The following is a 20,191-nucleotide window of genomic DNA, read 5'->3' as shown; positions in this document are numbered from 1 at the left end:
GGGGGCACGTCAAGGGCCGCCGGAACCCGGCGCACTGGACCGGCCGGCTTTTTGCTCTACAATCGATGGAACAGAGTTCTGAATGGGGGCTTCCTATGAGTCTACTCGCGGCAATCATCATCGGCGCCATCGCCGGTTGGCTGGCCGGCCTGATCGTGCGCGGGGCCGGGTTTGGGCTGATCGGCAATATCGTGATCGGCATCATCGGCGCGCTGGTCGCCAGTTATGTGCTGCCCGCGCTGCACATTGATCTGGCAAGCGGCACCTTGGGCGCCATCCTAGACGCCACCATAGGCGCCGTGATCGTGCTGGTGATCCTCTCGCTGATCCGGCGCGCTTGATTATTCCTCGCTGCAATGGCAGCCATTCCCTCAATGCCGCGTGGCGGAAGCGCCGCGTAGCGACTCAACGCAAGTAACAAGAACAGGCAACGCTCGATGAAATTTACCGGTACCCAGGACTACGTCGCCACCGATGACCTCAAAGTGGCCGTCAACGCGGCGATCGTGCTCGAACGGCCGCTGCTGGTGAAGGGCGAGCCGGGGACCGGCAAGACCGTACTGGCGGAAGAGGTTGCCAAGGCGGTGAATGCACCGCTGCTGACCTGGCACATCAAGTCGACCACCAAGGCGCAGCAGGGCCTCTACGAATACGACGCCGTGTCGCGGCTGCGCGACAGCCAGCTCGGCGACTCCAGAGTGTCCGACATCAAGAACTACATCAAGCGCGGCAAGCTGTGGGACGCCTTCACGGCCGAGCAGCGCCCCGTGCTGCTGATCGACGAGATCGACAAGGCCGATATCGAATTCCCCAACGACCTCCTGCTCGAGCTCGACCGGATGGAATTCCACGTCTACGAGACCGGCGAGACCATCAAGGCCAAGCTGCGCCCGATCGTCATCATCACCTCCAACAACGAGAAGGAGCTGCCGGACGCCTTCCTGCGCCGCTGCTTCTTCCACTACATCAAGTTTCCCGATGCAGAGACGATGGGCCGCATCGTCGACGTGCACTTCCCCAGCATCAAGAAGCGGCTGGTCGAGGAAGCCCTGCGCATCTTCTTCGAGGTGCGCGAGGTGCCGGGCTTGAAGAAGAAGCCGTCCACGTCGGAGCTCCTGGACTGGCTGAAGCTGTTGCTCAACGAGGATATCGGCCCCGAGCAGCTGCGCGAGCGGGACCCGCGCAAGCTGATCCCGCCGCTGCATGGCGCGCTTCTGAAAAATGAGCAGGACGTGCACCTGTTCGAGCGGCTGGCGTTCCTGAGCCGCAGAGAGGTGTGAGTTACTGGGCAACGCTCCCTCCAGCATCATTGCGAGCGAAACGAAGCATTTTCGCACCGAGGCTGGGCAGGCCCGCGTCACGTGACGGACGCGAGCCGATCGATGGGCCCGACGGTCGTGCCGATCGGGCAGCCGCCGTCATTGCGCCGAACAACCGGCGGTGCATTTGCCGCTGGCGTCGAACTCCATGGTCTTGCCACTGAGCGGCAGATACACCGGCACGTGCACCGCAGCCTTGAAGGCGGCCGTCTTGGTGTTCGGCAGCAACTTGCCGTCCTTCGTCGCCGCCTCGTTCGCATGCGACGGGATCACCGCAGCGGGCTTGACCAGATCGTTGATGACATAGGCCGCGGTCGCAGGCCCCGTCGTGAACACGTCGCCGATGTTCAGCACCGCGAGCTTGGCCTGGAATTCGCGGCGAATGACGGCCTCCTGATCGGCGATCACGCCGGTATCGCCCGACAGATAGACCGCGAGCCCATTGGAGAAACGCAGCACATAACCGCCGGCCGGCCCGAGATCGGCGGTCAGGCCGTTGGCCTGCATCTGCTTGGCAAGATCGCCGCTCAGAAACGCTGGACTAACACCATTGCTGTGGGCCGCCGGCACGCTCCAGATCGAGACCCCGCCAAGCTTGTTCATGGCGCCGAACCGCAAGGTGACGACCTGAGCCTTGTCGCCGCCGGCCGCCGGAATCCGGACGCCGAAAAAGCTGTTCATCTCGCCGCCGACGAAGAACTTGGCCTTCTTCGCGACCACGACCTTCTCGGTGTTGGAGCCCGGTGTATCCGTGACGTCGAAATCGGGCTTGCCGCAGTCGCCGGCATTCGCCTTTGACGCATGGATGTCACCGAGATGATCGCCATGGGCATGGCTGAGCAGCACGCCGTCGATCTTGCCCAGCCGCGGATCGTCGGCGCCGCGGACGGTGCGCCCGGCGTCGTAGAGAATCCGCGTGCCATCGGGGTCCTCGAAGATCATGGCCCGGTCGAGGGCGCAGAACTCGCCGTCGTGGCTGCCCAGCGGCGTGATCTTCACGTTGGCCGCAAGCGCCGGTTGCACGGCAAGCCCCATCAGGCCGCAAAGCGCCGTCATCAGCAAGGTTGTGCGCATCATGATCTTCCCCAAATTTTGCCGCCGCGCTCACTAGCGTCTTAGGGCGCGGCACGGGCGTTGTTACCCCGGCTTTCTTATCAAAGTAGTACATCAGCCTTGAACAAAACTGCGAGACCGCCGGCGAACGCGCCACTGTCGCGATCAGCGCCTCCGTGACGATCGTGCTTATCAACACAGGCTGCCGGAGCGGCGGAAGTGTCGCAGCATCTCGGTCAGCGCGTTGCCGACGGCGCTCAACTCCTCGAAATGGATCTTCGACAGCTTGCGCAGCCGGCGCTCCCCTTCCGCCGTCAGCCGAACCAGGCTGCGCCGCCGATCGTCGGGATCGGCGAGGCGGACGATGAGTCCGAGCCTGGTCATCCGGTCCACGAGCTCGACCGCCGTGTGATGTCGAATGAGGAGGAGTTTCGCCAGTTCGCCGACCGACACCGGCTTGTCCTGCGAAAATCCCTTGATCGACAGCAAGGCCTGGTGCTGCTGCGGCGTCAGCCGCTCCTTGCGCGCGGCGCTTTCGCTGAACGCCACGAACTTCCGCAGCTCGTAGCGGAATTGTGCGAGCGCCCGATAGTCGACATCCCGAACCTCGTCCGCCGCGCGCGACGCCTGTGCCTTCGCCGGCTGCCGGGTCCTGGTTCGGGAAATCGCCATCCTGCCCTCGATCTCGGAGTGTCGCGCCGACCAACCATAAATCGCGGATGCGCGAAAGACCGAGGGGCGGCTGGCCACCGCTCAAGCCCAGGCTGAGGCTGACGATGCGCTCACCCGAAGGATGCTGGCCAAAATATATCGTGATCCGATATATTGCGTCGCGACATGGTTCATTGCAGCGCCAAGCCTCGGCCAGGCGGGCGCCGAAGGAGATGATATGGATCGGCTGCGTTCTGCCGGCGCTCGCGCGCGTCTTGGCGACTTCACCACCGACAAGCGCGTTCTGGTTCTCGTCGCCATGGCCTTGATCGTCGGCGCCGGCGGCGTCGCCGCCGCCTGGGTGCTGCTGAAAGCTATCGCGCTCGTTACTAATCTGGTCTGGTTCCAGACAGTCAGCAGCGCAAACATCTCGCTTGCCGGCGCGAAACCTAACTGGTGGATGGTGGCCGCGCCCATCCTGGGTGGACTGGTGATCGGGCTGATGGCGCGTTTCGGCTCGGAGAAGATCCGCGGCCACGGCATTCCCGAGGCGATCGAAGCGATCCTGATCGGCGAAAGCCGCATGTCGCCGAAGGTCGCCGTCCTGAAACCGCTCTCGTCCGCGATCTCGATCGGCTCGGGCGGACCGTTCGGCGCCGAAGGCCCGATCATCATGACCGGTGGCGCGATCGGCTCGCTGTTTGCACAGTGCTTCAGCCTGAGCGCCGCCGAACGCAAGACTTTGCTGGTGGCCGGCGCGACCGCCGGCATGACCGCGATTTTCGGCACGCCCATCGCGGCGGTGCTGCTGGCCGTCGAACTGCTGCTGTTCGAATGGAAGCCGCGCAGCCTGATCCCCGTGCTCACGGCATGTGCGCTCGCGGCCGTGTTGCGGCCGTTCGTGCTCGGCTCCGGACCACTGTTCCCGTTTTACGCCACGCTGAATCTTTCGGGCTGGACGCCGCTGATCTGTGTCGGTGTCGGCCTCGTCGCCGGGCTGCAATCGGGGTTGCTGACCGGATTGCTCTACAAGGCCGAAGACCTGTTCGGCGCCCTGCCGATCCACTGGATGTGGTGGCCCGCACTCGGCGGGCTTGCCGTCGGCCTCGGCGGCCTGATCGAGCCCCGGGCGCTCGCGGTCGGCTATGACGTGATCGGCGACCTGCTCGCGAACCATATGACGGCGAAGGAGGTCGCGCTCATTCTCGTCGTCAAGTCGACGATCTGGATCATTGCGCTTGCATCGGGCACCTCCGGCGGCGTGCTGGCGCCGCTGCTCATCTTCGGCGGCTGCCTGGGCTGGCTGGAAGGGCAATATCTGCCCGGCGATGCCGGCGCGTGGGCGCTGATCGGCATGGCGGCGATGATGGGCGGCACCATGCGATCGCCCCTGACCGGCGTGCTGTTCGCGGTGGAACTGACCGGAGATCTCTCCCTGCTGGTGCCGCTGCTGATCGCGACCGGCACGACCTACGCCGTCACCGTGCTGATGCTCAAGCGGTCGATCCTGACCGAGAAGATCGCGCGACGCGGCCAGCACATCGTGCGCGAATACGGCGTCGACCCGTTCGAATTGCTGCGCGTCGGCGACGTCATGGTGCGCGAGGTCGATACGCTGCCGGACCAGATGCGCCTGGAGGAGGCGATCGACTTCTTCTCGACCGAGGAGCCGCGCCACAAATCCTATCCGATCCGCAGCGAGGACGGCCGGATCGCCGGCATGGTCAGCCGAGCCGATATCCTGCGCTGGCGCACGGAGGCGCCGAGCGGCGACATCACGCTTGCCGAGCGCCTGTCGGATGACGCCGTGATCGTGGGATATCCCGACGAAACCGTGTCCCATCTCGCCGATCGCATGGCGATTGAGAGCGTGGGGCGGGTGCCGATCGTCGAGCCCGGCACGATGCGCCTGGTCGGGCTCGTCGCCCGCAAGGACCTGCTGCACATCCGCCGCACCTGGCGCGCCGCGGAGGAGAAACGAGCCACCTACTTCCCGTCGTTCACCCGTTCGGCCGGATCGAAAGAGGCCGCAGACCAGCCGGGGTGAACGCGGGACGCTCATTCGTCCTCCTCGTCTTCCTCCTCGTCGGCATATTCGCCCGAAAGCTTCAGGCCCTCGATGCCGGTCGCGCCGCCGGATTTGACGACGCGGCGGGCTCGCTTGCCGGTCTCCTCCTGCAAATGCGCCGTCAGATCGTCCGAATGCGTCACGATCCAGATGCGCGCGCGCCCTGCCGCCCGCGCGATCAGGCGGGCCAGCGGCGCCAGCAGCGACGGATGCAGGCTCGCCTCCGGCTCGTTCAGCGCAATCAACGGCGGCAGCCGGTAACCCATCAACGCACCGAGCAGGCAGAGATATTTCAACGTTCCATCCGACAGCTCATGGGCCAGGAAGGACCGCGGCATGTCCGGGAAGCTCAGGCTGAACTGGCACCAACTGCCTTCGGCTCCCGCATGAAGCCGGGCGCCGGGGAAGGCGTCATCGACGGCGGCATCGAGATCGGTCGTGTCCCCGCGAATGACGGACAAGGTCGCCAGCACGGCGGCGAGATCACGGCCGTCGGCGGACAGCGTCGGGGTGGTGATGGCATGGCACGGCTGGCGGATCGGCGACGCGGCATCGGTGCGGAAATCATGATAGAGCCGCCATTCCAGCATCTCGCGCCTGATGGCCTCGAGCTCCGGATAGCGGGCGGCGTCGCGGAACGCGGCGAGCGCGGTCTCCGAGGCAAGAACCGCGGATTTGTGCGTCTCGCGTGCGCCATCGTCGTTGCGGAGCATCACCAGCGGCCCCTTGCGCTCCATCATGACGACGTCGCGGCGGCCCTGGCGGACGACGACGCGCTCGGCCTTGATCAGCGGCTCCAGCCCGAATGCGGCCTCGGCCGGCTGCGGCAGGCCGAGCTCGATCTCGTAGGAATGCGGCAACCCGACCTCGATGCCATATTCGAGCTCGTCGAACTGGGCCTTGAGCACCAGCCGCACCGGCTTGCCCTCCCGGCGCCGACCGGCCCAGAACACGGACTCGAGGCCGCCCTCCTCCGCGATCGCCCGCGTGATGCTGCCGTCAGCCGCACCGCGCAACAGCGCCAGCGCCTTGTAGAGGTTGGTCTTGCCGACGCCGTTGGCGCCGACAAAGACCGTCAGCTGCTCGACCGGCAGCCACAGATTGCGCACCGAGCGATAGTTCTCGATATGGACAGCGGAAAGAGGCATCGCGGCGCCCGATCAGTTCAGCTCCGCGCGACCGCGGCGGCCGCTATCGGCGCCCCCGAGCAGCCTGACATTGAGCTGGCCACCGGTAAACAGCATGTCGTCCAGCGCCTCGGCGAGATCCGCTGAGGTTACGACGCCGCCGTCGCCGCGCATGAGGTTCGATTGCGCCGTCCGCCGCATCAGCTCTTTGATGAACGCAGCACTAACGCCCGCGGTGCGGTTCACGGCCTCGGCCACGATTGTCTCGGTCAGCGTGAGGCTGCCGCCATAGAGCCGCACCAGCTTCGCGCGGCCGATGTCGTCAGGCAGCGGCACCTCGACCGCCTGGTCGATCCGTCCCGGCCGTCCGGCAAGCGCGCCCTCCAACTGCTCGGGCCGGTTGGTGGTCAGCACGAACAGGATGTCGGCGTTGTCCTTCAGCCCGTCCATCTCGTTGAGCAGCGCATTGAGCAGAGATTCTTCACACGGACTGTCCATGTCCTCGCGATCCCTGGCGATCAGGTCGACATCTTCGATCACCACCATCGTCGGCTGCAGCAGGCGCGCGAGCGCCATGTAATGCGACAGCAGCCCCATCTGCCCGGCGGTGATGATGAGCGTGGTATGACCGGGCAGGCTGGCCGCGAGATATCGGATCGTATGCGTCTTGCCGGTGCCCGGTGGCCCGTAGAGCAGGATTCCCTTTCGCGTTGATTGCCCAAGCTTGCGCAAAGCATCCCGGCTCTCGATGAACCTGATGACGTTGCGATCGAGCAGCTTCAAGGTCAGCTCGGGCAGGATGACCTCGTCGCGCCGGACCTGCGATAAACGGTGAACCATGATGCCTCTAGAGCGCCCGCGATAGTTGGCCTCCCCGTCGAGCGACAGGACCTTGCCGCGATAGGATCGCGCCGCGTTGATGGCGGCTTCCAGTTCCAAAAAGCATCGCTGCACGAGCGCAATGCCGTCTTCCCCGACGGGAACGGCGATCTCCACCTGCATGCCCGTTTCCTCGCCATATTCGCGGTGAAAGGAGAGCACCACCGCGTAGCGCAAGTCGCCCTCACGGCTGAGCCACAGGCCGTTGTTGAGACATTTGACCGGCGCCTCCTCGCCGATGTCGACGTCCTGGTATTGTGCCGCGGCGATCGTAACCGCCTGCTGACCGTCCTTGGTCAGGCCGGCATAGGTCAACGTTTCAAAGCGATGCTGGTCATAGAGCCCGAAGAAGCGGATCGGCGATACGGAAAAAAGCTGGTCGATGGCGACCTGCACGTCCGCCCGCATGTGGCCGGGAAACCGGCGCGAGGTGGTGACGATCTCATCCTGTGCTACGCCCGCAAAATGCCAGGCGATCGCCTCGTGCGCGTATTTGAATTTCCGACTCGACGCAGCGTATGACAGATGATTGGTCGCAATCAGGGTGCAAGGCGCGCAGATCAGACCGCGCTCGCCCTTGAAATGGCTTTGCTCAACAACTGCAATCTGACCACACAGGGCACAGGCGGGCCCATCATTGTCAGCCGTTGCGCCGAAAGCCATCGAGGTCAACAGCAGGGGATGGCCGGCCTCCTTTATTCGATGTCGAGCCGCCGCCAGCATCGCTTCGGCAACGGCCGATGGATAAGTGCCGCACGCGGCTCTGCCGAGTTGGCCGATCGTCGCCGCAAAGGCGCTGGCCTCAATCTCCGAACGGCCAAAAACGGACCGAAGGAGATCGACGACGAACTCGAACGGGGTTTCATCGTCATCGTGGAAAATGATCTGCAGATCGCTGATCCCGACCGGAGTATCACGCATCAAGAAAACCTTCCTTGAAATTGCAACCTCAGGATTACCCGATTACCCGGCACCGAGCGTCACGGCAAGATGTGGTGGGATCGCTGGTTACGTCTCGGTTAGCGCCGATGAGCGTTTGTCCACGTGTTTTGAGTTCGTCATCAATCCACCACCAGGTCTCGCGCCCTTCACGAGGACCTTCGATTGATGCGACTTTTCAAACAGCGGACATGTCTTCGTCTTCTCGCGGCATGTCGTGCCCGAGTGATGCGATCAGTTCGTCCCTTTCGAAGATCGAGAGGGCGCAGGGAAGGCCGGGAGCCTGCCGCCCCCATGGCCCGCCTGCATCAAGAAAGCAGGCGGCAGTCACCACAGGTTCGGCTTAGGACATCCCGGCCTTCCCTGCGCGAATGGTTTACGGCTTATACGTGATCTCCCCGGGGACCGGCTTTCTTGCCCCCGCAGCGACAATGCGCCAAGAGCGCATCGCACAGGCATCAGCACCGGGATGCCAGGACCACACGACTTCGCCGTCCGTGCCGGCTTGCGCTCGTCGGGCACAGCCTTCACGTCCATCGCAGCCCACCTCAACGTATCGTGACGACGCGTACGTCCCTCTGCATGAGGCGGGATGGCCCAGACAAACACAATTTCTGAAAATACGAAAGTAAAATATTTTTGGCAGAAACACTGGACAGGCCGAGTCATGTTGAAATCGCAGGCGAAATTCGTGGTTTGGCGCATGCCTCGCCGACTACTTTTCAGGCTTCGCGAGCGTCGCCGTTAGGAGACCTTCCTTCGACACCCGTCTCGCGCAAGCGCGGCGAAGTACGTAGTCAGATGGCACCAAGCCAGAGCGACAAGGGAGCCCTTAGGTACGCGCGGTCAACCAGGCACCCCTGGCGTGCCTCCACGGGACCCGGGCTGCTGAACGTTCCATTTGCGACTGAGATGGCGTCGCAAAGCGATGGCCTGGGCGAAAAGGCATATCGTCGCAACAAGAGCGTAAAAAGTCGGATGCCATCCCGGATGTGGTGGCAGCGCGAGCCAAGATGCGATCAACGCAATCCCGAACACAAACATGAGCCTGGATTGGATGCGCATATACCTCGGCCCATATACCGGACCCAAGTTGCCGCCGGGCGCCACTCTGCGTTCGAAATATGGAAGCTTCGGCAACTGATTGACTGCCAGAAGGAAGATGATTCCAACCGCAACAAACAAGGCACGATAGAAGGCCCAAAGCTCCAAGTGAATACCAAGGTCAAGCCTCGTGATGATGACGAGCGCCTGCGCCAGCAGCAGGACGATACAATAGCTCATCGAAACTGTGGCTCCCCATTTGCGCCAAGGTTCATTTCTCGCGGAGTCTGTTCGCTCGCCATGGCCGTGGCCGTAGAGGACACCGACGACGAAAGCACTGCAGGCTGGAAAGATGAACAGTGATGGCAGGGATGCTCTGGGTTGGCCCGCCTGTACGATCCAGTCGTTCGGAACGATGCACCAAAACATGGCCCCGGCGAACATCACGGCGATGAGCGTCCCGCAAATCAAGGCGGTTCGCCGGTCGATCACTTGGTCCTCCTTGTCGCGAACTTGAGCTTTCCGCCGGAACGAACGCCGATCCCGACGGTCTCGGCAAAGCTCAGCAGCGCGTCTTCAAGCACGGACAGTTTCAGACTGTAAGTGATGGTCGTTCCGACTTTGTCCGATTCGACCAGGTCCGCCTCGCGCAACACCGCGAAATGGGCAGAGAGCGTCGGCTTGGCGCAATGGAAATGCTCGGCGATTTGTCCTGCCGTCATTGGTCGGTCCCTCAACAGCTGCAGGATGCGGCGGCGTGTAGGATCGGAGAGCGCCTTGAAACGAGGTTCATATTTCGTTGTTTAGCTAATCATGGAACGATTGTCAGCTGCGTCCTCCGGAGGTCCGCCGATTCACCGGCGTCTGGCGCGAGACAGCGCGTACGCGAGCGCGCCTTCGTCTGGATCAAGCGCTGAGCTCAAATGACTCGGGTGGCTGTCAGCCACGGAATTGACGAAGCAATTTCGCAGATCGAAGACATGAAGGGGAGTGTTGGCCATTGTCTTTGTTGCCGCCAACTCGGCGCATCTATTTCATGAGGCCGAGCACGGCGCCGGACGCTGCGATCATGCCCAATGCAACGATGCTGCCGCGCCAGATCAGCTGCTGACGCGCGGTCTTGCGGTCATGGAAAGCGAGCCAGTCTTGCACAAATCCCGGAGGGATGTCGAAGACGACTGTGCGCTCCTCGCCATGATGCGTTTCGTGCTCACAAAACATCGTCCTGACATTTTGCACGCCGAGCCGCTCAAGCTCGCGATGCCACTGCCAGGCGTGCTCACCGTTCGTCCAGCGATTTTCGAAGGGGACAGCGTGTGATTTCATGACGAGCCTCCTTCTCGCTTGACCTCATTGGGCTCACTTGACCTCACGTTTCGATTGTAGCGCGTTTTCCAAGCCGCCGCGAGCGTCCACCCAGCCCAAGCCTGGCCTTCCGCAGTGCAGGAAGACCTCGGCGCTGGACAAGCGGCGCTGCACGAGCAAAGGCTCGTGCGTTCGTCACGGCGCTCCTAGAAGCAAGCTAAGGCAGAGGGAGATAATCAAGCCGAACTGAGCCGGATGCGAAGCGCAAGGCAGGGATCTGATGACCGCCTTGTCTGATGAGCGCGCTCGTCTGACGGCTTGGCATCAAGCGCTGCTTGAGCTGAATCACGTGGGCCATCCCCCACCCGATGAGGGCTACGCCCAACAGCAGACATACGACGAAGATCAGCATGTCGCGTTTGTTGAATTTGCGCATGAGCGCCTCCGATGACGCTTTCGGGCCAACGCGAATGCGGCGCAATGGACGCGCCGCAAAATTCCGCCAGCGTCGGGAGGCCGCTATGCCATTCGCCAACGGCCCATGCAGCCATTCCCACTCATTCGATTGTACAAGTATCCCACCACATCTCGCAATTGTGATGAGGCGGCGCTCACTCGCGGTCCGGCGGGTTCCGGGTCCGTGTTAAAATCGCGCCGCGCGTATTAGGCACGCGTGGTGAGGGGCAGACCATCAATCCGTTACAGGAGCGCTCCATGTCAGATCTTGTTGCGATTGTGTACCCATCCGAAGCCAAAGCAGAAGAAGTCCGGCAGAAGATCCTCAAGCTGCAGGGCGAGTATCTGATCACGATCAACGATGCCGTGATCGCCGTCAAAACCGAGGACTCCGTCAAGCTCAATCAGCTCGTGAACACGACGATGGCGGGGGCCGCAAGAGGCAGCTTTTGGGGGCTGCTGTTCGGGATGGTGTTCCTGAATCCGCTGATCGGCGTGGCGCTCGGCGCCGGCGCCGGCGCTCTGGGCGGTGCGATGACCGACTTCGGCATCAGGGACCAGTTCATGAAGGATCTGGCGTCGAAGGTGAAGGCGGGAGATGCCGTGCTGTTCCTGCTGATCGAGAATATGACCGCCGACAAGGTCATTCCTGAAATCAAGGATGCGGGAGGGACGGTTCTGAAGACCTCGCTCGACGAAAAGAAGGAGCAGCACCTGCGCGACACACTTGCAGCCGCAACCCAACCCAAGGCGGCCTAGAGACAAGGCGGCTTGGACACAAGGCTGGCTAGAAGCAAGGCGGCCGAGAGCCGCTAACTTCCGGTCGGTCCTGATCACGTGGACTCATCGGACTTTCCAGTTCAAGGCCGATCGCGTGTCCTGGTTCTGACGCTCGTATCATCTCGCGCCATGCTTGTTGACGGACGTCAGAACCTAGGACGCTGAGCAGCGATCGGCCGGCGCGGTTCCGTTCGGTGCGACAGCGGTCCCGTCGAGGCCCGACACACGCCGCGCACCAGTTTCAACGCATCCTCATTGATCCAGAACTGGATGAAGCCCATCCGCGGCTACTCGTCCAGGATGCGGCCCTGGGTGGCGGTCGCCTTGATGCCGCCCGCGCGCAGGGCGCGGATCAACGGATTGACCTCATCGCCGTCACCGGGAAGCCGCTGGCAAATCGTGATGTTGCCGTTGCCGGTCGGATGAAATCATTACATTGGCGCTGCCGATCGACGTGAGATCCGCCTGAGCATGTTCCGCGACATGAGTGCGGTGCCGGTAAAATAAGACGCGGTCGCACCTCGAGTGCATTTCATCAGGCAAAGCACGGCGCATGCAGGACGGCACAGGGAGCTTTCCACCCGAGCTGAGCTCGATCTAGTCTGTCTCGTCCGAGGCGGACTGAGGTGTGCGGCCATGGTCCGGCAACGTTTTCGCGGCCTCTTCCAGAAGTATTGGCTCGTGCTCTTCATGGCGGTGGCGGTTCCGCTCGCGATCAATGGCGTGATCGAAGCCTGGTTCGGCTATCGCGATCAGCGCGCGCGACTGGACCAGTTGCTTGGACTTCAGGCGACGTCGGCCGCGACCAGGATCCATGGCTTCATCAACGAAATCACAAACGAGCTTGGCTGGCTGGTTCAGCTGCCCTGGACCGACGGCCCCGACGAGCTGCGGCGAACTGACGCGCTGCGCCTGCTCCGCCAAGCACCCGCCGTCGCAAGTCTCATGCTGTGTGACCATGCTGGACGAGAACGTCTCTACATCTCGCGTGTCGGTCTCAATCGGGTCGACAGTCGCGCGGACCGATCCACCGATCCTGCGGTCGTCGGCGCCCGCTCGGCCCGCATCTGGTTTGGCGACGTCAGCTATAACCGGGGTTCCGAGCCCTATCTTACTGTTGCGATGTCCGGGAATAGGCCATCGGCCGGCGTGGTCGTTGCTGAAGTCAACCTCAAGCTCATTTGGGAGGTCATATCGGCGATCAAGGTGGGAGACGCCGGCTTCGCCTTCGTGCTGGATAGGCCCGGCCGGCTGATTGCTCATCCGGACCTCAGCCTCGTCCTGCGCGGGGCGGACGAAGCCACGTCCAAACCGTTCCTGGCGATACGCGATTCAATCAGCCGTGCGGGAATGCGCTTCGCAAGAAGCCGGGACCTGCGGGGCGACCCAATTGCCGCCGCCAGCGCTCCGGTCGCAGGTCCTGATTGGATTGTTGTGGTCGAGCAGCCGCTGTCGGAAGCTTTCGCTCCGATCTACGCAGCCTTGTGGCGGACCGCACTGCTTCTCCTGCTCGGCACCATGTTCTCGGGCCTGCTCGCCTATGGGCTGGCGGATCGGATGACGAACCCGATCCGGCTTCTCGAGGAAGGCACTGAGAAGATCAGAGCCGGGCACTTCGACTATCGCATCACCATCGAGACGGGAGATGAGCTTCAGCGCCTGGCGGATAGTTTCAACAGGATGGCGGCCCAACTGGCTCTCGCCAGGGAGCATCAGGAGCGAATTGCCAGACTCAAGCGCTTTCTTGCTCCGCAGGTCGCCGATCTCGTCGACCGAACCGGTGACGACAGCGTCTTGGAAGGGCGCCGCGCCGAGGTGGTGGTCGTGTTCTCTGATTTGCGAGGCTTCACCTCGTTCTCCGCTGGTGTGGCGCCAGAGGAAGTCATGAGCGTTCTCTCGGAGTACTACGAGGTGCTCGGCAAAGTCATCGCGGCATTCGCAGCCACACTGATCAGCTTCTCGGGCGACGGCTTGATGGTTCTTGTCAATGCGCCCGTCCCGGTCAAAGAGCCCGCCCTCACCGCCGTCGATCTGGCCGTGGCGATGCAGAGGAGCGTGCAGGAACTCATCGGCTGCTGGCGAGAGCGAGGCTACGAGGTCGGCTTCGGTGTGGGACTTGCCAGCGGCTCGGCAACCGTCGGGCGGATCGGATATGCAAGCCGGTTCGACTATACGGCCATTGGCAGTGTCGTGAATCTCGCGGCCCGCCTGTGCGCCTCCGCGGCCGACCGAGAAATCCTGATGAACGGCGAAGTTGCCGCAGCGGTCAAGGACAGGCGCGCGCTGAAAGCATTGGGGGATCGTCCGATTAAGGGCTATGATGAGGCCATACCGGTCTTTGGAATCGCGTTCGATGCGCCGTCGAAGGCGTGTGCCGATTGACTTCAATCGCACCCATGTCTGGCGCTCGACGCATGTGGCGCGACGTGAACAGCAGGATCCGCGCTCATGGGCGATCAGGCGATGCCGGTTGGTGCACCCATGGCCAGCGCTGGCTGCAAGGCCGCTCGCCGGACGCCGATGTTCGGCCGCATCGGGCGGCGAGACGTTCTTGCCTTGCTCGGCTCTGCCGCAGCCTTGACGTATCCGGCACGGGCGCAGAGATCGATCCCGGTCATTGGCTATCTCTGCCCGGAGTCGCCTGTTCCGTTCGCCAGCCGACTCAAAGCCTTTCACGATGGTCTCCGGGAGACCGGCTACGTCGAAGGCAAGAACGTCGCGATCGAATATCGATGGGCGGAAGGGCAGTACAAGCGATTGCCGGACCTGGCTGCAAGTCTGGTCGCTCGTGACGTGGATATCATTGTCGCGCCCGGTGGCGCTCCGGTGGCGCTCGCGGCCAAAGCTTCCACCACGAGCAAGACGATCGTCTTTGAGATGGGCGGCGATCCGGTCCAATTGGGCGTGGTCGACAGCTTGTCGCAACCGGGTGGGAACATCACCGGAGTGTCCAGCTTGAGCGTGGAAGTCTCGCGCAAACGGCTGGAGTTCATGCACGAGTTGCTACCGGCGGCAACGGCGTTGGCGGTCGTTGCCAATCCGACAAGTCCAACCGCCAAGTCACAATTGGAGAGTCTTCATGCCGCCGCGGGAGTCCTGGGAGTCGGCCTGCAGATTCTGAATGCCAGCATCGAACAAGAGTTCGAGCCTGCATTCTCGGCCGCGGCTCAGAAGCCGCCGACCGGACTTGTATTCACCTCCGATCCCTACTTTGCGTTCAGGAGCGGACAGCTTGCCGCGCTTGCTCAGCGATATGGTGTACCCGCAATCACGCAATCTCGCGACTTTCCCATCGCCGGAGGCCTGATGAGCTATGGAGGTGATTTCGTCCAGTCGCATCGTCGCACCGGAGTCTATGCCGGACGGATCCTCCATGGCGAGAAGCCCTCCAATCTGCCAGTCCAGCTGGTCACGAGAGTCGAGTTCTTCGTCAACCTGAAGGCCGCCAAGATTCTGGGCATCGAACTTTCACCTTCGCTCACCAGCAGCGCCGACGAGGTGATCGAGTAGAACGCGGCTGGTGCGCGCTCGGCGTGCCGCGCGCTACGGTTTGGCCATGAGAGATCCGCCGCATTTCAGCGGCGGAGTCTGCAGCCAATGTCCGCTTCCCTCAGTTCTGTGCCACGGCGGTCCTGTCGAGCGCCGCACGCACGCCGCGCGCCAGCTTCAGCGCATCGTCATTGGCCCAGAAGTGGATGAAGAACATGCGCGGCTGTTCGTCCAGCATGTGGCTGTGGATCGCGGTCACCTCGATGTCGCCGTCCCGCAGCGCCCGGATCAGCGGATTGACCTCATCGCCCGTCACCAGGAAGTCGCCGGTGATCGCCGCATTGCCGTTGCCGGTCGGCTGAAAGTTGATCGCGTTGGCGCCGCCCATCGCCGCGCTGACCGCCATGCCGCCCTCGGTGGCGGCGTCGCGGCGCGGGATGCCGAACTGATAGACGCCGCCGGTGGCCGTGCCCTTGGCGTGCATGATCTCGTCGAGCTTTGCGGTGTCGAGATCAAGCGCCGGTGCGGCGCTGGCCGTGGTGGCCGGCGGCTCGAACGGCGTCTTGCTCCCGGTCGACAGCGCCTCGTGGATCGCGGCCGCCATCTTCTCGGGATCGCCGTGGCCGGCGACATGCATGTAGAACGTGGCGGGCTGGGCCCGCAGCAGGTGGTTGTGGATGGCGGTGATCTCCAAACCGCTGTTCAGGAGCTTGCTCATGACCGGCGTCGTCTCGGTATCGAGCAGAACCAGATCCCCCATCACCATCGCTTCGCCATGCATCGGCGCGAAGGCGACCCAGCCACCGAGCGCGAGCGACGGCTTGATCGGCACGCCGTCCAGGGTGACATGCAGGTCGGATCGCGGCAGACCGTAACGGTGGACCTCGCCGCTGACGCTGGCGGTCTTGCCGAGCGCCGCATCCACCTTCTTCCAATCGATCGACTGGGCGGCGGCGAGGCTCGGCACAAGCACAGCAGCCGCCACAGCGGCGATCATTCTCATTGTCGTCATGATCTCAACTCCTGTCTATATTGATCGCCCCTCTCGTCAGATGACGCCCGCCACGCGGAGCAGGACGCCGGTGATGCAAGACGCCGCGAGGACAACGAGCATCCCCGCATTGAAGCGGAAGATCGCGACCGCGGCCGCGACCGAAAGCAGGAGCGCCGGCAGGTCGATACTTGCTGGCACCGGCGCATCGAAGGCGAGGCCGAAGCCCTGTACCGGAACGGTCTGCCGGAACAGCGTATGCAGCGCGAACCAGATCGACAGATTGAGGATCACGCCGACGACAGCCGCCGTGATCGCCGACAGCGCGCCGGCGAGCGCCTTGTTGCCGCGCAAGGCTTCGATGTAGGGCGCGCCGACGAAGATCCAGAGGAAACAGGGCGTGAAGGTCACCCAGGTCGCGAGCAGGCCACCGAGCGTGCCGGCAAGCATCGGTGACAGTCCGCTCGCCTGGCGGAACGCCGCCATGAAGCCCACGAACTGGACCACCATGATCAGCGGCCCGGGCGTGGTCTCGGCCATGCCCAAGCCGTCGAGCATCTCGCGCGGCTGGACCCAGTGATAGTATTCGGCGGCCTGCTGCGCCACATAGGCAAGAACCGCGTAGGCGCCGCCGAATGTCACCAGCGCCATCTTGCTGAAGAAGATCGCGATCTGGCTGAACACGTCGTTGGGCCCGAGGCCGATCAGGAGCGCGAACACCGGAACCAGCCAGAGCGCGAGCCACACGAGGCCGGTGCGCAGCGCGCGCGCCGAATTCGGCCTGACGTGATCGGGCACGGCTTCGCCGAGCATGCTGTCGATCGCAGCCGAGCTCTTGCCGCCATGCTCGATCGCGGCGAATTCCGACCGGCCGAGCCGGGCGCCGACGAAGCCGATGGCCGCAGCTCCGATGATGATCACGGGGAACGGCGCACCGAAGAAGAAGATCGCGACGAACGCCGCCGCCGCGATTCCAATCATCAGCGGATTGCGCAGCGCCCGCCTGCCGACGCGCACCACCGCCTGAATGACGATGGCGAGCACGGCCGCCTTCAGGCCGAAGAACAGCGCTTCGACCAGGCCGACATTGCCATAGGCCGCGTAGATGTAGCTCAAGCCCATGATCGCGAAGATGCCGGGCAGGATGAACAGCCCGCCCGCCACGATGCCGCCGGCGGTCCGATGCAGCAGCCAGCCGATATAGGTCGCAAGCTGCTGCGCTTCCGGGCCGGGCAGCAGCATGCAGTAGTTGAGCGCGTGCAGGAAACGCCCCTCCGAGATCCAGTTCTTCTCCTCGACCAGGATCCGATGCATCACCGCGATCTGCCCGGCCGGCCCGCCGAAGCTGAGGATCGCGACGCGGATCCAGACCACGAGCGCCTCGGTGAAGGAGATGCCGTGGGCCTGGCCCTGCGCCGCGACCTTCTGGCTTGCCGTGACGTCGGTCATGGCTTCACCTTGTTGGTCGGCCAGTTGTGCGTCTCCTTGGTCGCGTCCCTGCACCAGCGATAGAACGCGTCATAGAGCAGCATGCCGGCGTCGAGCTGTTCGAGATCATCGTCGAACATCCGCGACAGCCCGAGCGAAGCGGCGAGCAGGCCCGGCGCTTCCGGACAAAGATCGAGCCGCGCGGTGTCCGCCGCGCGCACCATGGTGGCCAGCCGGTCCAGCCCTGGCATCGTCGATAGGCCGAATTCCCGGACCATGACATCGAAGGTGCAGGCCTCGCCGCGATGGCTCCAGAACACGTTCTCGATGTCGAACGCGGTCGCGCCGAAGCGCTCGGCCACGGCTTCGACCTCGGACGACGTCACGAACAGGAACACCGCGGCGGGATCGACGAACCGCCGGATCAGCCAGGGGCATGCGATGCGATCGATCTTCGGTCGCGCGCGCGTGACCCAGACGGTGCGGCCGCGTCCGTCGCGTTTGGGAATTTTGTCGACCGGGACGGTCGGGTATTCGGCTTGGACCCAGCCGACGTGGCCACCATCCAGGCTCTCGGCGGAGACGCCCTGACAGCGGAGCCATGCGGCCGTGCCTTCGCTGAGCTTCTGGCCCCTCTCGCAGATGACGACGACGGACTGGCCCGTGAGGCTTTTGGCCCACTCCTGCACGTCGAGGTGCGAGCGCCGGCTCGCACCCGGAATCAGCCGCGGATGCGTGGCGAAATCCTCGTCGGTGCGGACATCGACGAGAACAGGCACATTGGAGGTGCCAATGAGCCGTGACAGTTTTTCGGAGGAAATCGAGGTGTAGGATGTAGACATGCTGCGCCCTTTCGAAGAATCAGGACGCGATACTTGGGCATGTCGCCTCGCGGGGAGATCGCAATCCCCGTATGCGGGATCAAACCGCTTTCGACCGTCACTGTCAATCCGGTCGGGGATCATGACGGTTTGTTGAGAAAATCCGGTTCCGTGCGAGCCCCTGATCGACGGATGCATCCACACTGCATGTGGAACATGGGACAATGATCCATCGCCGCTCGACGCGGCGCGCCGGGCTTGATAACCGCCTCTCTCCGGAAGGCTGGTTCTTTGAGTCGGGGCACATGACGGTAGCGATCGAGATGGGGCAGACGATGGCAGGCGCGCCTGCGTCAGTCGACCTCGAGGAGCTGCTGGCAACGCGCCTGCTGGTGCAGGGCAATTCGGGCTCCGGCAAATCGCACCTGCTGCGGCGGCTTCTGGAGCAGAGCGCGCCCTGGGTGCAGCAGACGATCATCGATCCCGAGGGCGACTTCGTCACGCTCGCCGAGCGGTTCGGCCATCTCGTGATCGATGCCGAGGAGCATACCGAGCGTGGGCTCGAGGTAGCCGGCGAGCGCGCGCGCATCCATCGCGTCTCCACCGTGCTCAATCTCGAGGGGCTCGATGCCGAGAACCAGATGCGGCGCGCCGCCGCGTTCCTGAACGGGCTGTTCGACGTCGCGCGCGACCATTGGTACCCGATGCTGGTGGTGGTGGACGAGGCGCAGCTGTTCGCGCCGGCGGTCGCCGGCGAAGTCTCCGACGAGGCGCGCAAAGCATCGCTATCGGCGATGACCAACCTGATGTGCCGCGGCCGCAAGCGCGGGCTGGCCGGCGTGATCGCGACGCAACGATTGGCGAAGCTTGCCAAGAACGTCGCGGCGGAAGCCTCCAATTTCCTGATGGGGCGCACCTTCCTCGACATCGACATGGCGCGCGCCGCCGACCTCTTAGGCATGGAGCGGCGTCAGGCCGAGGCCTTCCGCGACCTCGAGCGCGGCCACTTCATGGCGCTCGGCCCTGCCCTCTCCCGCCGGCCGCTGGGCCTGCGTATCGGTGCGACCGAGACCAGGCCGCGCAATGCGACGCCGCGCCTGTTGCCGCTGCCGGAAGCGACGCTCGAAGACGCGCGCGCCGTCATTCTGGCGGCGCCGCCGCCCGAGACCAACCGGCCGCAGCGCCGGACCCCGGCGCCTGATCTGCTCGAGCAGCTGATGGCGGCGAAATCGGCCGCGCTGGAAGCCGCGCCAGAGCCGGCCGAACAGCCTGTCAGCGCTGAGGAGCTGGCGGAACGGCGCGCGCGCGTCGACCGCGTCCTGGTCGCCCTGCTCGCCGAGCCCGACGCCGGCTTCCGCGCGGTCGGCGTGCTCTATCAGGAGTTCGTGGTCCGCTGCCGCATCGAGGGCCTCGGCACCGATGTCCCGGAGCTGAGCGACTTCCGCCGCATGCTGGCGCGGGCCCGCGCCGGCCTCGGCGCCGACCTGGGGGAAGACGATGCGTGGCAGGACGTGTCGCTGCGCGCGTCGCTGCTGCCAGAGGACATGCAGGGCGTGTTCATGATGGTCGCGCGCGCGGCCAAGGAAGGCTGGCCGTGCCCGAGCGACGCCGCGATTGCGCGGGCTTATGGCTCGCACTCGCTGCGCCGTGCCCAGCGCCTGCTGACCTACATGGAAGACCAGGGCCTGATCGTCTGCCAGCTCGACGGCTCCGGACGGCGGATCGTGACCTTGGTCGAACTCGCCTGGGCCACCGCTCCGGGTGACCCGAATGCGGACGAGGTGGCCGCGGAGCAAGGCTGCAGCCCGGCGCCTTGAGATGCCCTGCGCGTGAGCGGAGCC

Annotated in this window: 17 protein-coding genes and 2 pseudogenes; 8 read left to right on the top strand and 11 right to left on the bottom strand. The window is 64.0% G+C overall.

Annotation, left to right across the window (positions count from 1 at the left end; all coding sequences use genetic code 11):
- Positions 1-95 precede the first annotated feature (95 nt).
- The gene (locus tag ACQR1W_RS21935; protein WP_434852736.1) at positions 96-341 is read left to right on the top strand and encodes a GlsB/YeaQ/YmgE family stress response membrane protein; all 246 of its coding nucleotides are present in this window, start codon (positions 96-98) and stop codon (positions 339-341) included.
- 96 nt (positions 342-437) lie between these two features.
- Entirely contained in the window at positions 438-1,280 is an 843-nt protein-coding gene (locus ACQR1W_RS21930) for an AAA family ATPase (protein WP_008972619.1), read from the top strand.
- Between the two features lie 138 nt (positions 1,281-1,418).
- On the opposite strand, the gene ACQR1W_RS21925 is transcribed toward ACQR1W_RS21930, so the two are convergent.
- Together ACQR1W_RS21925 and ACQR1W_RS21920 are read right to left on the bottom strand one after the other, a co-directional pair.
- A complete protein-coding gene (locus ACQR1W_RS21925) occupies positions 1,419-2,396 on the bottom strand; it encodes an MBL fold metallo-hydrolase (protein ID WP_434852735.1) in 978 nt (325 codons plus the stop codon).
- Positions 2,397-2,564: 168 nt separating this feature from the next.
- Positions 2,565-3,044: a MarR family winged helix-turn-helix transcriptional regulator gene (locus ACQR1W_RS21920; RefSeq protein ID WP_434852734.1), complete on the bottom strand. Its 480-nt coding sequence runs from the start codon at positions 3,042-3,044 to the stop codon at positions 2,565-2,567.
- A gap of 217 nt (positions 3,045-3,261) precedes the next feature.
- Here ACQR1W_RS21920 and ACQR1W_RS21915 point away from each other — a divergent pair, with 217 nt between their 5' ends.
- Positions 3,262-5,070, top strand: a complete 1,809-nt coding sequence (locus ACQR1W_RS21915) for a chloride channel protein (protein WP_434852733.1) — start codon at positions 3,262-3,264, stop codon at positions 5,068-5,070.
- An 11-nt stretch (positions 5,071-5,081) separates the two neighbouring features.
- Here ACQR1W_RS21915 and ACQR1W_RS21910 read toward each other — a convergent pair whose 3' ends face one another.
- From ACQR1W_RS21910 to ACQR1W_RS21890, 5 genes and pseudogenes are all read right to left on the bottom strand, one after another.
- Positions 5,082-6,239, bottom strand: a complete 1,158-nt coding sequence (locus ACQR1W_RS21910) for an AAA family ATPase (RefSeq protein ID WP_434852732.1) — start codon at positions 6,237-6,239, stop codon at positions 5,082-5,084.
- 12 nt (positions 6,240-6,251) lie between these two features.
- On the bottom strand, positions 6,252-7,505 hold the full coding sequence (locus ACQR1W_RS21905) for an AAA family ATPase (RefSeq protein ID WP_434852984.1): 1,254 nt from the start codon (positions 7,503-7,505) through the stop codon (positions 6,252-6,254).
- A gap of 321 nt (positions 7,506-7,826) precedes the next feature.
- A pseudogene (locus tag ACQR1W_RS21900) lies at positions 7,827-8,018 on the bottom strand (ATP-dependent Clp protease adaptor ClpS); the annotation flags it as partial.
- Positions 8,019-8,882: 864 nt separating this feature from the next.
- On the bottom strand, positions 8,883-9,572 hold the full coding sequence (locus ACQR1W_RS21895) for a hypothetical protein (RefSeq protein ID WP_434852731.1): 690 nt from the start codon (positions 9,570-9,572) through the stop codon (positions 8,883-8,885).
- Positions 9,569-9,850: pseudogene (locus ACQR1W_RS21890) on the bottom strand (metalloregulator ArsR/SmtB family transcription factor); the annotation flags it as partial. The pseudogene ACQR1W_RS21890 and the gene ACQR1W_RS21895, both read right to left, overlap by 4 nt.
- Before the next feature lie 223 nt (positions 9,851-10,073).
- On the opposite strand from ACQR1W_RS21890, the gene ACQR1W_RS21885 reads away from it, so the two are divergent.
- Complete coding sequence (locus ACQR1W_RS21885; RefSeq protein ID WP_434852730.1) at positions 10,074-10,400, top strand: hypothetical protein; 327 nt, start codon at positions 10,074-10,076, stop codon at positions 10,398-10,400.
- Positions 10,401-10,602: 202 nt separating this feature from the next.
- Here the strand turns inward: ACQR1W_RS21885 and ACQR1W_RS21880 are convergent, their stop codons facing one another.
- Entirely contained in the window at positions 10,603-10,821 is a 219-nt protein-coding gene (locus ACQR1W_RS21880) for a hypothetical protein (protein WP_434852729.1), read from the bottom strand.
- Positions 10,822-11,099: 278 nt separating this feature from the next.
- On the opposite strand from ACQR1W_RS21880, the gene ACQR1W_RS21875 reads away from it, so the two are divergent.
- From ACQR1W_RS21875 to ACQR1W_RS21865, 3 genes are all read left to right on the top strand, one after another.
- On the top strand, positions 11,100-11,600 hold the full coding sequence (locus tag ACQR1W_RS21875) for a DUF1269 domain-containing protein (protein ID WP_008974524.1): 501 nt from the start codon (positions 11,100-11,102) through the stop codon (positions 11,598-11,600).
- Positions 11,601-12,257: 657 nt separating this feature from the next.
- Positions 12,258-14,003, top strand: a complete 1,746-nt coding sequence (locus tag ACQR1W_RS21870; protein ID WP_434852983.1) for an adenylate/guanylate cyclase domain-containing protein — start codon at positions 12,258-12,260, stop codon at positions 14,001-14,003.
- 150 nt (positions 14,004-14,153) lie between these two features.
- The gene (locus tag ACQR1W_RS21865; RefSeq protein WP_434852982.1) at positions 14,154-15,131 is read left to right on the top strand and encodes an ABC transporter substrate-binding protein; all 978 of its coding nucleotides are present in this window, start codon (positions 14,154-14,156) and stop codon (positions 15,129-15,131) included.
- 100 nt (positions 15,132-15,231) lie between these two features.
- Here the strand turns inward: ACQR1W_RS21865 and ACQR1W_RS21860 are convergent, their stop codons facing one another.
- The 3 genes from ACQR1W_RS21860 to ACQR1W_RS21850 are packed head-to-tail and all read right to left on the bottom strand — an operon-like array spanning position 15,232 to position 18,371.
- Complete coding sequence (locus tag ACQR1W_RS21860) at positions 15,232-16,122, bottom strand: DUF1259 domain-containing protein (protein WP_434852728.1); 891 nt, start codon at positions 16,120-16,122, stop codon at positions 15,232-15,234.
- A gap of 36 nt (positions 16,123-16,158) precedes the next feature.
- Positions 16,159-17,550 (bottom strand): chromate efflux transporter, encoded by a 1,392-nt coding sequence (chrA, locus tag ACQR1W_RS21855; RefSeq protein WP_434852727.1) that lies wholly within the window; start codon positions 17,548-17,550, stop codon positions 16,159-16,161.
- A complete protein-coding gene (locus ACQR1W_RS21850; protein ID WP_434852726.1) occupies positions 17,547-18,371 on the bottom strand; it encodes a chromate resistance protein ChrB domain-containing protein in 825 nt (274 codons plus the stop codon). Before ACQR1W_RS21850 ends, chrA begins: the two co-directional genes overlap by 4 nt.
- 284 nt (positions 18,372-18,655) lie before the next feature.
- Between ACQR1W_RS21850 and ACQR1W_RS21845 the strand changes: the two genes are divergently transcribed.
- Positions 18,656-20,167, top strand: a complete 1,512-nt coding sequence (locus tag ACQR1W_RS21845; protein WP_434852725.1) for a helicase HerA domain-containing protein — start codon at positions 18,656-18,658, stop codon at positions 20,165-20,167.
- Positions 20,168-20,191: the final 24 nt, after the last annotated feature.

The organism is Bradyrhizobium sp. HKCCYLS1011, from assembly GCF_051167795.1.
Classification (GTDB): Bacteria; Pseudomonadota; Alphaproteobacteria; order Rhizobiales; family Xanthobacteraceae; genus Bradyrhizobium.
Note: the sequence above shows the minus strand (reverse complement) of the source record. Positions and strands in the feature narration are given on the sequence as shown.